This is a genomic window from Streptomyces sp. NBC_01320 (assembly GCF_035974375.1).
In the GTDB taxonomy this organism is placed as follows: Bacteria; Actinomycetota; Actinomycetes; order Streptomycetales; family Streptomycetaceae; genus Streptomyces; species Streptomyces yanii.
On sequence record NZ_CP108390.1, the window covers coordinates 989,625 to 1,002,815 of the forward strand.

The 13,191-nt window shown below is 66.6% G+C and carries 12 protein-coding genes and 1 pseudogene; 2 read left to right on the forward strand and 11 right to left on the reverse strand.

Annotated features, from left to right (window positions below; all coding sequences use genetic code 11):
• Positions 1-63 precede the first annotated feature (63 nt).
• The 3 genes and pseudogenes from OG395_RS04960 to OG395_RS04970 all read right to left on the reverse strand — a co-directional run bounded on the left by OG395_RS04960 (position 64) and on the right by OG395_RS04970 (position 3,903).
• Positions 64-1,386, reverse strand: a complete 1,323-nt coding sequence (locus tag OG395_RS04960; RefSeq protein WP_327241768.1) for an IS701 family transposase — start codon at positions 1,384-1,386, stop codon at positions 64-66.
• 881 nt (positions 1,387-2,267) lie between these two features.
• Positions 2,268-3,496: pseudogene (locus tag OG395_RS04965) on the reverse strand (MFS transporter).
• 131 nt (positions 3,497-3,627) lie between these two features.
• Positions 3,628-3,903, reverse strand: coding sequence for an amidohydrolase family protein (locus OG395_RS04970; protein WP_327241769.1), 276 nt, complete (start codon positions 3,901-3,903; stop codon positions 3,628-3,630).
• On the opposite strand from OG395_RS04970, the gene OG395_RS04975 reads away from it, so the two are divergent.
• The gene (locus tag OG395_RS04975; protein WP_327241770.1) at positions 3,902-4,432 is read left to right on the forward strand and encodes a MaoC family dehydratase; all 531 of its coding nucleotides are present in this window, start codon (positions 3,902-3,904) and stop codon (positions 4,430-4,432) included. The genes OG395_RS04970 and OG395_RS04975 overlap by 2 nt on opposite strands.
• A gap of 63 nt (positions 4,433-4,495) precedes the next feature.
• Here OG395_RS04975 and OG395_RS04980 read toward each other — a convergent pair whose 3' ends face one another.
• The 3 genes from OG395_RS04980 to OG395_RS04990 form a co-directional block, all read right to left on the reverse strand.
• Positions 4,496-5,302: a FadR/GntR family transcriptional regulator gene (locus OG395_RS04980; RefSeq protein ID WP_327241771.1), complete on the reverse strand. Its 807-nt coding sequence runs from the start codon at positions 5,300-5,302 to the stop codon at positions 4,496-4,498.
• Positions 5,303-5,346: 44 nt separating this feature from the next.
• Positions 5,347-6,519: an acyl-CoA dehydrogenase family protein gene (locus OG395_RS04985; RefSeq protein ID WP_327241772.1), complete on the reverse strand. Its 1,173-nt coding sequence runs from the start codon at positions 6,517-6,519 to the stop codon at positions 5,347-5,349.
• A gap of 67 nt (positions 6,520-6,586) precedes the next feature.
• The gene (locus OG395_RS04990; RefSeq protein WP_327241773.1) at positions 6,587-7,459 is read right to left on the reverse strand and encodes an HpcH/HpaI aldolase/citrate lyase family protein; all 873 of its coding nucleotides are present in this window, start codon (positions 7,457-7,459) and stop codon (positions 6,587-6,589) included.
• A 58-nt stretch (positions 7,460-7,517) separates the two neighbouring features.
• Here OG395_RS04990 and OG395_RS04995 point away from each other — a divergent pair, with 58 nt between their 5' ends.
• Entirely contained in the window at positions 7,518-8,801 is a 1,284-nt protein-coding gene (locus OG395_RS04995) for an acetyl-CoA hydrolase/transferase C-terminal domain-containing protein (protein WP_327241774.1), read from the forward strand.
• Positions 8,802-8,880: 79 nt separating this feature from the next.
• Here the strand turns inward: OG395_RS04995 and OG395_RS05000 are convergent, their stop codons facing one another.
• The 5 genes from OG395_RS05000 to OG395_RS05020 all read right to left on the reverse strand — a co-directional run bounded on the left by OG395_RS05000 (position 8,881) and on the right by OG395_RS05020 (position 13,112).
• A complete protein-coding gene (locus OG395_RS05000; RefSeq protein WP_327241775.1) occupies positions 8,881-10,086 on the reverse strand; it encodes a CaiB/BaiF CoA transferase family protein in 1,206 nt (401 codons plus the stop codon).
• A 148-nt stretch (positions 10,087-10,234) separates the two neighbouring features.
• A complete protein-coding gene (locus OG395_RS05005) occupies positions 10,235-10,438 on the reverse strand; it encodes a ferredoxin (RefSeq protein ID WP_327241776.1) in 204 nt (67 codons plus the stop codon).
• Between the two features lie 128 nt (positions 10,439-10,566).
• Complete coding sequence (locus OG395_RS05010) at positions 10,567-11,766, reverse strand: cytochrome P450 (protein ID WP_327241777.1); 1,200 nt, start codon at positions 11,764-11,766, stop codon at positions 10,567-10,569.
• 84 nt (positions 11,767-11,850) lie between these two features.
• Positions 11,851-12,153, reverse strand: a complete 303-nt coding sequence (locus OG395_RS05015) for a Dabb family protein (protein ID WP_327241778.1) — start codon at positions 12,151-12,153, stop codon at positions 11,851-11,853.
• Entirely contained in the window at positions 12,150-13,112 is a 963-nt protein-coding gene (locus OG395_RS05020) for an SDR family NAD(P)-dependent oxidoreductase (protein WP_327241779.1), read from the reverse strand. Before OG395_RS05020 ends, OG395_RS05015 begins: the two co-directional genes overlap by 4 nt.
• Positions 13,113-13,191 lie beyond the last annotated feature (79 nt).

Here is a 13,191-nt window from a genome sequence, read left to right on the forward strand (position 1 = left end):
TCCACGATCACCAACCCACAACGCACTCACATGCCCCTCGACTTTCGACGTTCTGATTGATCGTCATGCCAGGTGTGCGCTGGCTGCGGCCCATGCCTCTTGCACGGCGCGGATTTCGGTATCTGTGGGCTGACCGGCGTCGATGGGCATAAATCGGGCCGCGATGATCGTTCGGCGGAGCTTGGCGGTCATGTCGGAGAACGCCGGGTGCGTCTTGGTGAGGTACCACGGGGCCCGTGCCCGGTGCTCGGCCGCGTCCTGGGGGTGGTGGCCGTGCAGCGCGTACCAGACCACGGTGATCGTGTAGCAGTACAGGCCGAACGGAACCCCTCGCTGGACCGCGCGCCGGGTCCGGTGGTGGGCCTGGCCGACGCCGAGGATGCCGCGGGCTTCGCCGAAGGTCACCTCGATCGACCATCGCGCGGCATACCGGGCCACCAGTTGCCCGGCCGACGCGGTCAGGTCGGTGGAGATCAACGCCAGGTCGTAGCCGGTGTCGATGGCATCCTCGCGGAGCAGCAGCACCTTCACCGTTTGGGTGTGGAAGGAGCCGTACCACAGGCAGGTGGTCTCGGCGGTGAACACGGTCTCGGTGCGGCCGTAGCGGGTCACGGCCTGCGGGGTGAACGCCAGCGTGGCGGCCAGCTCGGCCGGAGTGCCGAGCCTGTCGCCTTTCAGGCGGGGCCTACCGCGCCGTCCGGTCGGCGGTGGGGCAAGGCGGTAGAGCACCGCGTGGGACGGCAGCCGGGTAGTGAAGGTGACAGATACGGGCAGGTCACGCAGCGCCTTGCCGTGGTAGGCGGCATCCGCGACCACATCGATACGTCGGCTCCAGTGGCAGGCGGCCAGGAATCGGATCATGGAAGCGGCCAGTTCGACCTTGGTCTGCTCGCCTTTCGGGCGGTGCAGCCGGGCGGCCACCGGCAGGCACACCGGACGGGGCAGGAACGGCAGGTCCACGATCAGGCCGAGGACGACGAAGCAGGTGCCGTAGCCGATCCCGTCGCGGCCGGCGGCGGAGCCGTCGTGCTGCCAGGCGGCGCCGAAGACCTTCTTCCCACGCCGTTTGAACAGCGTGTCGTCCACCGCCACCGTCAGCGGGGTGCCGTCGGGCACCACAGAGCGCACCACAAGGTGGGACAGCGACGCGCCCAGCGTCTGCGGCTCCCAGCGGGCGCGGGCGAAGAAGGAGTGGGCCCGGTCATGGGACCAGCAACGGGTCAACCCCGCGCCCAGCAGCATCCCGGTGACCGTGCCCCGACCGGTGTTCGCGATCAGCCCAGTGACCAGCGCGGCGAACGTGGAGAAGGTCGGCGAGGTGAAACTGCCGCGCAAAGCGCCCAGCACAGCGAGCAGAGATGCGGGTACGGTCGGATCCGGAAGCATCGGCGGGTCCCTCACAGCAGGCGACATAAGCACCGCCGATGCTTCCTTGGCGTCTGCCTCCCGGCCGGGCCGATGGCCACAGGTCACCCGTGCGAGCTACCTATCTGACAGTTGGTCAGAACGACGAAAGTCGAGATGCCCTATACAGAGCCGAAAAAGTGGCTCCTGCCCGTGGGAGTTCTCTGGGACTTTCCTGGGACTTCCGGCCGCATCAGCCAGTACGAGCGTGAAACAACCGAAAGGGCATTCATGCAGGTCAACGACCTGCGACGGCCAGACATCGCAGGTCACGGCGTTGGCTGGTCTCTTCCGGGACAACCGACCAGGATGGCACCCGCGCGCTGCTGCTGTTCTCCAACGCTGCACTGTCCTCAGTCTCCGCAGCACGAGCCCTGACCTGCCTTCAGAACCTCCTGACACCCCATCAGGACGAGCGCCAAATGAGCGTCACGAGCGTCATTTCAGCGTCAAGATATCGCCCGTAACGCCCACACCGCACATAATGCGCACGGGCAAAACCGCAGGTCAGGAGCCCTTCGCGGCCGGTTCGAGGATGGCGACACACTCCACGTGGTGGGTCACAAGAAACAGGTCCATTCGAAACAGGTGGAAGGAAACCGCAGGTCAGAGCCTTGTGGGGCTGGCTCCGTGACGCGAATGGTGTGCGTTATGGGCGCTGTGTGCGAAAACACGATGCTAATTTGCCGCGTTCGCCGCCCCCAACCGCCCTGAGGGCCGGGCTGGCCGGCCAGCTCCCCAGAAAGCTTCGGGCTACCGCGGCCCCGGGTCCTCCCTTCTGGCTGCGCACCGCGCCGTCCCGATGTTGGTGTGCGCAGCGGCGAGCCCAGGCGCATCGACTTGGAGGTTGACGGGTCCCGGGTTCAAGCTCTCCGCCGTCCTGCGCGGACGGATGTTCCTGTGGCGATGAGTGCGGCGAGCAAGGCGAGGGCGGCGAGCAGTCCGAACAGCCGTGGGTAGCCGCCCATCGTGGTTGCGAGGAGGGCTGCCGCGAAGGGGGCAAGGGCGGATGCGGTCATGGCGGGGGCGCTGAGGAGTCCGGAGAGTCTGCCGTAGTGCCGTGTGCCCCAGCGGTCGGTGATGGCGGTGGCCTGCAGGAGCGTGAGGTTGCCGCGGACCATGCCTGCCACCACCGCTAGGGCAATCACGAGGCCGTACGGGCCGGAGGTGAAGGCGAAGACCGCGGTGGTCAAGCCGCCGAGCGCGATGAGGGCCGCCGTGCGGGCGGTCGTACCGGTGTGGCGGGCGAGCGGGGCGTAGAGGGTGCGGCCGAGGGTCTGGCCGACGCCGCCGAGGCCGAGGGCCCAGGCGGCCTGGCTGGTGGTGTAGCTGCGTTCGATCAGGAGCGCGACGAGGGTGACGACGACGGCGTACATCGCGAACGCGGAGAGTGTGAATGCGGCCGCGAGCAGCAGGAACGGTCGGCTGCGTACGACTGTCCGGGGCGATCCGTCTGTGTGGGCCGGTGCGGGTGGGGCCGGGGGCCAGTGGGCTTTGAGGGCGAGGGCGTGGGCGTGGGCGGGGATGGTGATGGCGGCAAGGATCGCGGCGAGCACGAGGTAGGTGGTGCGCCAGGACAGGTGGTCGGCGAGGGTGGCGGTGAGTGGGGCGAAGACGGTGGAGGCGAGGCCGCCGGCGAGGGCGACGATGGTGAGGGCGCGGACGTGGTCGGGGGCCCACCAGCGGGTGACGGCGGCGAAGGCGGGGTGGTAGAAGGTGGCGGCCATGGCGAGCCCTGCCAGGATCCAGCCGACGAAGAACACCGGCAGGTTCGGGGCCAGGGCCACGATCACGAGACTCAGGGTGCCGATGGCCGAGCCTGCGGTCATGACCGTGCGGGGTCCGCGGTGGTCGATGATCCTGCCGACACGGATTCCGGCGATGCCGGAGAAACCAGGGCGAGCGAGAACGCTGCCATCGTGATGCCCGTGGACCAGCCGGTGTCGGCGGTGATCTGGGGGTTCAGGACGGGGAAGGCGTAGTAGACGATTCCCCAGCTGGTGGTCTGGGTGGTGCACAGCGCGGGCAGCACGGCGCGGGGCCGCGACCGGTCCCCTGTTCCGGTCGTGGCCCCGTGGGTGTGATGCGACATCGTCGCCAGCCGGGTTGCCGAGCCGGGTTCGTCATGCAGGACGGGTGACTCGGCATCGACATCGAAGGACCATGTCACGGCCGCTCGTTTGCCGTCCGGCCAGGGGAAACCCGGCAGGTTCGGCACACCCTTCAGCATGGGGCCACCTCGCTCGTGTGCTGTGAGTACACCTGTCGGCCGCCGACCCAGGTCCGCAGGACCACGATCTCGAGCAGTTCCTCGACGGGCACCGCGGTGGGGTCGGCAGACAGAACCACCAGATCGGCGAGCAGGCCTGGTCGAAGGTCGAGCTGTACGCGGTGATCCGGCCCCCGGACGCAGTGACAGACGACACCACACAGTTGGAATCTCTGCGCATAGATCGTATGATAGATCTTGTTTTCGATGGCTAGAGGGAAGCGAGACATGACCGTTCACAAGGCCCAACTTGGCAGGTTCTTCGAAGACTTCAGAACCGGCGACGTCTTCCAACATCCGTTCGGACGCACCATCAGCGACACGGACTGCTCCTGGTTCACGTTGCTGACCTGCAATACGAACCAGTTCCACTTCAACGCGCATCTGGCGCAGCAGAATCCGATCTCCAATGGTCGAATCCTGGTGAACTCCGGGTTCACCATCGCGCTCGTGCTCGGGCTGTCAGTAATCGACATGAGCCAGAACGCGGTGGCCAACCTCGGGATGACGAACCTGTCACTGACGCACCCGGTCTACGTTGGAGACACGATCTACGCCGAGAGCATCTGCACCGGCACTCGGGCGAGCACCAGTCGACCGGGCTTCGGCATTGTCTCGATGAACACCCGTGGGTTGAATCAGGACGGGGATGAGATCCTCTCCTGGGGGAGGTCCGTGATGCTTCCCAGCCGAGAGAGCGGCGAAGGTCAGGACTACTTTCCCGTCGCCAAGAGCGGCCCTCTCGCCCTGGACGACTGAGAGGTCGAGGGCTCCGAACACGTAGGGAGAGGCAACCGGTTCCGGTTGCCTCTCCCTACGTGCTCACCCCCAAGTAATCTGCGAGCGGGTGAAGTTCGGCTCAGTGTTTCTCAAACTGCCGAGGTAGAAGGTCATGTGTTCGCGCATCAGACGCTCGGCGTCATCAGCTCTTCCATCAAGGACGGCCTGACCGATCTCGCGATGTTCGAGACAGATGCTCGGCTGGACAGTGAGCGCTGCGATTCCCGCTGCCACCACCTTGGTCGTGTACAACTCCTTGAGCGCCGTGGCGACGAGGTCAAACACGTTGTTGCCGGTCATGCTGGCCACCACGTAGTGGAAGTCGTTGGCGGCATCGAGGTAGCGGTACTCCTCGCCGTCCGCGGCTGCCTCCGCCTTCAGGACGTTCTCCAAGCGGCGGAGCGCCTCCGGGTCACGGTTCTCTGCTGCCAGACGCGCCACCATGGGTTCGATGAACAAACGGGCCTCGATGAGTTCGGCGATGCGGGCCCCGCGCAGGCTCAGGTAGAGCGAAAAGGTGCGCCCGACCTCGCGCGGATCGACGGCCTGCAGGACAGGTCCTCCGCCTGGCCCGGCCTTGAGGCTTATGAGGCCGTACACCTCTAGGATCCGGAGGGCCTCTCGGAGCGAACCGCGCCCCACCCCGAAGCGCTCCGTCATGGCAGCCTCGTTGGGCAGCCGATCGCCTGGCTGGAGTCCCTCGCGGATCACGTCCTCGACGAGCGCTGCGGCAATGCGCTCGGAGGTCTTGACCGAGCGCCGGAGTTGCTCCGACGGGGTGGTCAGGAACCGCATTGGCGGACGGTTGCCCACTGTGTCATCTGCGGTCTTCCTGGGATTCTTCGTCATTTTCAAACCCTATCGATTGCCATCGCTTGTTGACTCTGGGCGCATCAGATCTTGTGCCGCTCCAGTAGACGACGTGCGATAAGCGTCTGCTGGATCTCGTTCGTCCCCTCGCCGAGGATCAGCAGAGGTGAGTCACGATAGAGACGCTCCACCACGAACTCGCGGGAGTAACCGTACCCGCCATGGATGCGCATCGCCTCGAGGGTGGCTTCCTGCGCGACCTCGGTCGCGAAGAACTTGGCCATGCCCGCCTCGAGGTCGGCCCGCGCTCCGGTTGACTTCAGACGAGCCGCGTCCAGGACCATCAGCTCGGCCGCACGAATCTTCGTGCCCATCTGGGCGATCTTCAGCTGGATTGCCTGGTGGTCACAGATCGGGCGGCCGAAGGCCTCGCGCTCCTGCGCATACTTGATCGCCGCCTCGAAGGCGGCCGTGGCCAGTCCGAGAGCACGGGCGGCAACGTTGACGCGGCCCAGCTCGACGGCAGCCATGAAGTACTTGAACCCGCGGCCCAGGCCGTCCTGCCCACCCAGAACCGAGGCTGCGGGAGTTCGGAACCCCTCGAACACGAGCTCGGTGGATTCGACTCCCTTGTAACCCAGCTTCTGCAGTTGCGGCGGTACCACGAGGCCGGGCTGCTCGTGCACATCCGGTTCCTTCTCGATGATGAAGGCGGTCATACCCCGGTGCTGGGGCTTGGCTTCGGGGTCGGTGACGGCAAGGAGCATCACCATGCCGGCACGGAGCCCGTTCGTGGCCCACATCTTCTGGCCGTCGATGACATACGCGTCTCCGTCGCGCACGGCGCGTGTCCGGATGGCCTGCACGTCGGATCCCGCGTGCGGCTCGGTCATGGAGTACGCCGAGCGCAGTTCGCCGGTGGCCATTCGGGGGAGGTATGACCGCCGTTGTTCCTCGGTGCCGAAGTTCTGGATCATCCACGCGGCCATGAAGTGCGTGTTCACCACACCGGAGAGGCTGATCCAGCCCCGCGAAAGCTCCTTCACGACCAGAGCATAGGTGAGTAGGTCCAGCCCCAGCCCGCCGTATTCTTCGGGAATGGTGATGCCGAACAGGCCCATTTCCTTGAGTTTGGCCACCATTTCTTCGGGAAATTCGTCCCGGTGATCGAATTCCGAAGCGTGGGGTGCCACCTCTGCGTCCACGAAATCCCGGATAACAGCCAGGATGTCGCGCTGCTCTGCGGTCAGCTGCACTATTATTCTGCCTCTCTCGGATAGTCCGCCGGTACACCCGGACGGTCGTTCAAGGGAAATCCATTCATCAACTACTCGGGTCTGCATGCAGCTGGGCTGCGCGCAGCATTGCGCGCGCACGTCGAGCGACCGGGGCATCAACCAACTTGCCGTCGACGACGGCGACGGCAAGGCCCGCCTCCAGCGCCGTGTCGAGGGCCTTTACCACCCGGGCGGCCTGTGCAAGCTCGTCGGGAGTTGGCGAGAAGACCTCGTTGACCCAGCGCACCTGGTCCGGATGAATGCAGAGTTTGCCTGCCAGCCCTAGGCTCCGGGCCTGCATCGCCTCTCGACGTCCGAGCTCCGGCCTGCCCGGAGCCAGGTGGACCACGTCGAAGGGTGCCCTGATCCCGGCCGCCGCCGAGTCGAGGGTCAGCACGGACCGGGGATGCATGAGTTCATACCCGGTGTCGGTGGGTATCCAGCCGAGCTCGGCGCCGAGGTCGGCTCCACCGAGCGCGAGCGCCACGACAGGCGGGTGAGCCGCGATTTCATAGGCCTGCCGCAGGCCTTGGCTGGTCTCGATCAGGGCGATCACGGAAACCGAGTCCGGCCCATGGGCTGTCCAGGCGTCGACGGCCTCCACGGACGCCTTCGGCAACATGACGGCGTCCGGACGGCAGTTGACCAGAGCCGCCAGGTCGTCTGGACCCCATGGGGTATCGAACGCATTGACCCGGACTGCGCACAGCGGTCCGCCGGACCCAGCGCGCCGGCGGACCGCGGCGGTGACCAGGGCGCGCGCCTCATCCTTCGCGACAGCCGCCACGGCGTCCTCGAGGTCGAGGACGACAACGTCCGCGCCACTGCTCCATGCCCGATCCAGCTTTCGAGGGTCAGCCCCCGGCACGAACAGCAGGGACCTGGCGGCTTCCAGCTCTCTTCGCGCGTCTCTTACCATGCGCATGATTATATTGATTCGTTAGGACAGTTGCAAGCCGATGCACAAGGACTCCAAAATGCTCTCTCCCAGTTACGACGATGCCGCCCATGAGCTGCTCCACGGACTACCCGACCCAGTGGTTCTGGCCGCGATGTCTCCCCAGCTACCCGTCGAGCTCGTCGCCGCCGTCATTCGGGAATCGCGGCGCAGTGATCAGCGTCTGACCCTGTTGGCCGCCGATCTCACCGGCCGCTGGCCGTTTCTCGATTCGACGGCGCGCGCCGATGTGGCTCGCGGACGACTGCGGCTGGTGACCATCGCCGGGGCGGTTCCTCGGGACCTCAGCGCGCTGGTGGACTTCCTGCCAAACTCGCTGTGGGACACCGAGCGCCTCATCCGTACCGGGCAGCTGCGGATCGATGTGTTCCTGGCCCGGATGGCGCGGAGCGCGGTGCCTGACGAAGTCGGCTACGGCGAGATGGTCGGCTACTCCGATGCCGCGCTCGCCACAGACGCGCGAGCCGGGTTCGAACTCGTGGACAGTCCGGGGGCGCCACGTGGCACCCCTGGCGTCCCGGTCGAGCGGGCCCAGGTGATCGTCGCTGGTGCACCCCCCGTCGGCAGTGGCGGGGGAGTAACCCCGGTCCAGCTCGACGCCGATCAGCGACGCATCGCCCACTTTGTCGCCGACCTGGTCCCCAACGGAGCCACCCTGCAGCTGGGGCTCGGATCGGTCCCGAATGCAGTGATCGAGGCACTTGACTCCAAGTCCGATCTCGGGATCCACTCAGGAATCCTGCCAGGGGCAATGCAGCGGCTCCTCGCGAGCGGACGGGTGACCGGAGCCCGCAAAGGGCTGCATGCCGGTTGCCACGTGGCCACCGGCGTCCTCGGCGGAGACCCCACGGCCTGGGAGCGGGACGTCTGCCTGCTTCCGGTTCAGGAGACCCACGACCCTGTCTCCTTGCGGCAGTTGCGGGGCCTTTGGGCGATCAACTCCGCTTTTGAGATCGATCTCGCCGGGCAGGTCAATACCGAGTTCGCGGGCGGCCACCGGATCGCCAACGGCGGCGGCCAGTCCGACTTCATCCGCGCCGCCCACGCGAACGGTGACGGTGCCGCCGTCCTGGTGCTGCCCGCCCGCTCCCGCCAGGGCCGGCCGCGTGTGGTCTCCCTGCTGCCGCCCGCTCACACGGTCACGACCACCGGTGGCGACCTCGACTTCGTCGTCACCGAGTTCGGCGTGGCGCGACTGCGTGGCCGCACAGCCGACGAACGCGCGGCAGCTCTGGTGGCTGTGGCACACCCGGAGGACCGCAGTGCCCTGGCAGCCGGATGGCGGGAGGCCCGCGGCCTCTGACACACCCGGGAGCCCCGGCATACCCGAAGGCTGCCGGGGCTCCCGTCCGGTTCTGCCACCCGCGGCCGGTGGGCAGCAGTCAGATGGTGCCGTCGTGCCGCAGGATCTCGATCTCCGCGGAGGACCTGCCCAGGTAGTCGCCATACACGAGGGCGTTGTCGGCCCCCAGTGGCGGCGCGGAGTGGCGCACCGCCCCGGGGTGGTTGGTAAGGCGGGGCACCACGCCCTGCATCCGCAGGGGGCCGAGGTCAGGGTCGTCCAGGGTGACCACGTTGCCGTTCTCGCGGTACGTGTCGTCCTTGAGGATGTCCTCGACTGTGAAGATCGGTGAAGCCACCACCTCGAGCTCCTGCATCACCTTCATGCAGTCGATCAGGGAGCGCTTCTCGATCCACTCGGCAACCAGGGTGTTCAGGCGCTCCCGGCGCGCCACCTGGTCCGCCGGCGTCGCATAGTCCTCGGCCGGTTCACCGACCAGAGCCGCGACGTTACGCACCGAGCGGGGTGTTCCCGAGGTGACCGTGATCCACTGGTTATCACCGGTGCGGTAGGTGTTGATGACGGCGGCCGGCGCTGCGGCGAGGCGGTTTCCGGCGCGCTGGGGAACCTCGCCCAGTTGGTCGTAGAAGACGACCTGCCACTCGACCAGGCGGTAGAGGCTCTCGTAGAGCGCCAGATCGATCCACTCCCCGGCGAAGTCCGGGTCGGTCGTCTTCCGATAGAGCGCGGCCTGGATCGCGAAGGCACCCATCAGGCCCGTCACCGAGTCTCCATGGGAGAAACCGGTGTGGACCGGGGAGCCGTCCGGGAACCCGGTGAGGTTGACGACGCCGCTCATCGCCTCGCCGACCTTGCCGAATCCCGGCTGGTTCCGCTTACTCGACCTCGCTCCGTACCCCGTCACCTGCAGCACGATGACCTTGTCGTTCACCGCCTGCAGGCTGGCGTAGTCCAGGCCCCACTCGTTCAGGGTCGAGACGCGGAAGTTCGTGATCACCACGTCGGCCCAGGCGGCGAGCTCGCGGGCCACCCCGCGTCCAGCCTCGGTGCGCAGGTCGAGGGTGACGGACCGCTTGTTGCGGCCCGCGACCTTCCACCACAGGTGGGCACCATTCTTGGCCGGACCCGCGTTGCGTTGCGGATCCCCTGCCCTCGGATCCTCGACGTGGATGACTTCCGCTCCGAGATCTGCGAGCAGGGTTCCTGCGAGCGGTCCGGCGATCACATGAGCGAACTCGACGACCTTCAGCCCGGCCAGGGCTCCCTGCGCAACCATGTCTGACATCCTTTGGAATTTATATTCATGAACAGATTCAACGGCAGGAAAGATTTGGGGCAGCGGGAGCCCAGACCGACATGGATTGCCCTGCCGGTGGGGCACTCGGGGGCTTGAGCAGGAACTTGCCCTGGAGGCCGACCGGGCGGGATGCCCGCTACTTGGACTGGTGGAGCAGGATCGCCACGGCGGGACACATGTCTACCGCGCGCTCCGTCTCTGCCTCGTCGCCGGGTTCGATCTGGTTGTGGAGGGCAACGACCAGGCCCTCGTCATCAAGGTCGAAGTACTTCGGCGCGACCTCGGCGCAGTTCCCCGCGCCGATGCAGCGGTCCTGCAGGATCTCGATATCGATCATCATGGTTCCCTGGTAGTGCTGGGGGTCCGGGAGGACCGGGTGCAGCGGATGACTGTTTGCCGTTGACGGCTGGGGGCCTCGTGGCCATGCCCCGAGTGCCGAACACCACGAAACGCCTGAAGTGAGGGCCTTCACCAGACCACAGGGAGTGCGCTCACCCCGTAGATCATCGAATTCCGGAAGTCGAGCTGGTCCTCCGGTACGGCCAGGCGCAGGCTCGGGAAACGTGTCAGCAGCTTGGTGAACACGATCTGAAGTTCGAGCCGCGCCAGGTTCTGGCCCAGGCACTGGTGGATACCGAAGCCGAACGCGACGTGGTTCCGGGCATCGCGGCGGATGTCGAAGCGCTGCGGCTCCTCGAACGCGTCAGGGTCGTGGTTGGCAGCGGGGATCGGCGCCAGCACCCCCTCGCCGGCATGTATGCAGACCCCGCGGATCTCGACGTCCTCCTTGGCCACCCTGGAGGCCACGTGATGGGCGACGCTCAGGTAGCGGAGCATCTCCTCGATCGCCCCGGGGGCGAGGTCGGGGTTCTGACGCAGGTCCTCCGCCTGGTCCGGGTGACGGAGCAGAAGGATTGTGCCGAGGGCGATCATGTTGGCGGTGGTGTCGAATCCGCCGACGATCAGCAGGTTCAGCATGCCGACGAGATCGGGCCTGGAGATGCAGCCCGTCTCGAGCTGCTCGGTCACCAACTGGCTGACCAGGTCATCTCCCCTGCTCTGCAACCGCTGGGTGATCAGGTCGTCGAGGTAGGCGGTCAGCTCGGCCGAAGCGGCCGCCGACTTATCCGGCGTGCTGTCGAGGTTCATCCAGGCGTTGACGCGGTCCAGGAGGAACGCCGCATCCTCGGGCGGAAGCCCCATGATCTCGCAGATCGCCTTGGACGGCAGCGGCTCGGCCAACGTCTCGAGCAGGTCAACTGGCCCGCCCTTCGCCTCCATCTCCTCGAGGAGTTCATCGATGAGCTTCTCAAGGTAGCCGCGCATCCGCGTGACCTGGGGAACGGAGAACTTGCGCGTCAGCATGCGCCGCTGGATGTCGTGCTCAGGGGCATCCATCCGGATGAACCCCTTCTGGCCACCACGCGATGCCTGGTGGTTCGCGCTGGAGTTCGGGTAGCCGTCGAGACTGGAGTCGGCGGACATGACCGGATTACGCAGCAGCGCCCGCATGTCATCGTGCCGGGTGGCCAGCCACGACGTGGAACCGTCCCAGAGCTCCACCTGGCTGATCGGGCACTTCGACCTGAGCTCGTTGAACTCGGGGGGCGGCAGGAGCGGATCCATCCGCTCGAAGGGCCAGACGGGTCGGTCGACCTTCTCTCCCATGAACCTCTTCCAATCTGTCGACTTTGTCTCTGCAGTGCGGTGGGTGGGACCGGTGTGCTGCCGCCGAATCCCGGAGGCGCCGGTTCAGGCGCCGACGACCTCGAAGTCAGCCCCAGTCGCCTTCTCCTTGATGGTCGCCACGAACGCGGAGACCGCCCGGTGACGGGGGTGCTCGAGGTAGGTCTTCAGCTCGGCGACACCCACGAAGTCAGCGACCATTGCGACATCATGGGTAGCCGACCCGTCGAGGCCGACACTTCTCCCCACGCTCAAGCACTTGACCTCTGCGATGTGCTCGGCCAGGTCGGCGATCATGTCGATGAGCTGCTGTGCCTGTGCGTCCGCACACTCCGGCTTGAGTGTGATCACCGCGATGTGCCGGATCACAGGGCGATCTCCGCTCCGATGCCCGCGCGCTGCAGCAGGGTGTACTCGAATGCGTTGTCAACGGCTTCGTAGTAGTTGAGCAGCTGGTGCTCCTTGTCCTGCTCACCCATCACCTGTCCCCAGTTCTCCAGCACCTTCTCGGGTGTCAGCTCGGGGTCCGCATAGCCGAGCGGAGATGCGAAGACCAGCACGGCCATGCGGCCGCCGCTGACACTGAACGCCTGGCCGGTCGACGGGCACTGCTCCGAGGCCAGGACCGCCGCGGCCAGGGCGACGTGCTCCGGACCGGTGTGCCGCTCCATGTAGTCGAGCACCGAGGTCCCCGGGATCAGGGGCGAGACCATGCGGCTGATCGCCAGGGGAAGGATCGCGTTGGCCTTGATGTTGAGGCCGGCCCCTGCGCCGGCCATCTGGCGGGTCGCCGCCAGCACGCCGCCCTTGGCGATCGCGTAGGAGCCGTACCATGTGCCGTCGGGCTGTACGAAACCGAGCGCCGCCGCAGAGCTGGTGTTGACGATGCGGCCGTAGTTCTGCCGCTCGAAGTACGGCCAGGCAGCCCGGACAGTCATCAACTGGCCTTCCAGGTGCACCGACATGTGCTGCTGGTAGGCCGGACCGGGTTCGTTCTCGATCTTGTCGGAGGCGTTGATCCCGGCATTGTTGACGATCACGTCGATGCGGCCGAACTCGTCGATCGCCTGCTGCACCATCGCCTGGGCACCTGTCGCGTCGGCAACGCTGTCCCGATTGGCGGCCGCGACGCCGCCGAGGGCTCTGATCTCGTCCACGACGGCCTGGGCCCGGTCGTCCGGCTCCGAGTCGCCCTTGATGTTCACGGCGTAGTCGTTCACCACGACCTTGGCCCCGCGCTCGGCGAGCGACAGCGCGTGCGCCCGTCCGATTCCGCCGCCGGCCCCCGTAACGAGTGCCACGCGGTCGTCGAAGCGTACGTCGGTCATCCTTCACTCCTTCTCTCGATACTGCTCACAGTCACCGGTGACGCGTGCCTTGGGGCTGCGTCGTACCCGGATCCGTCGG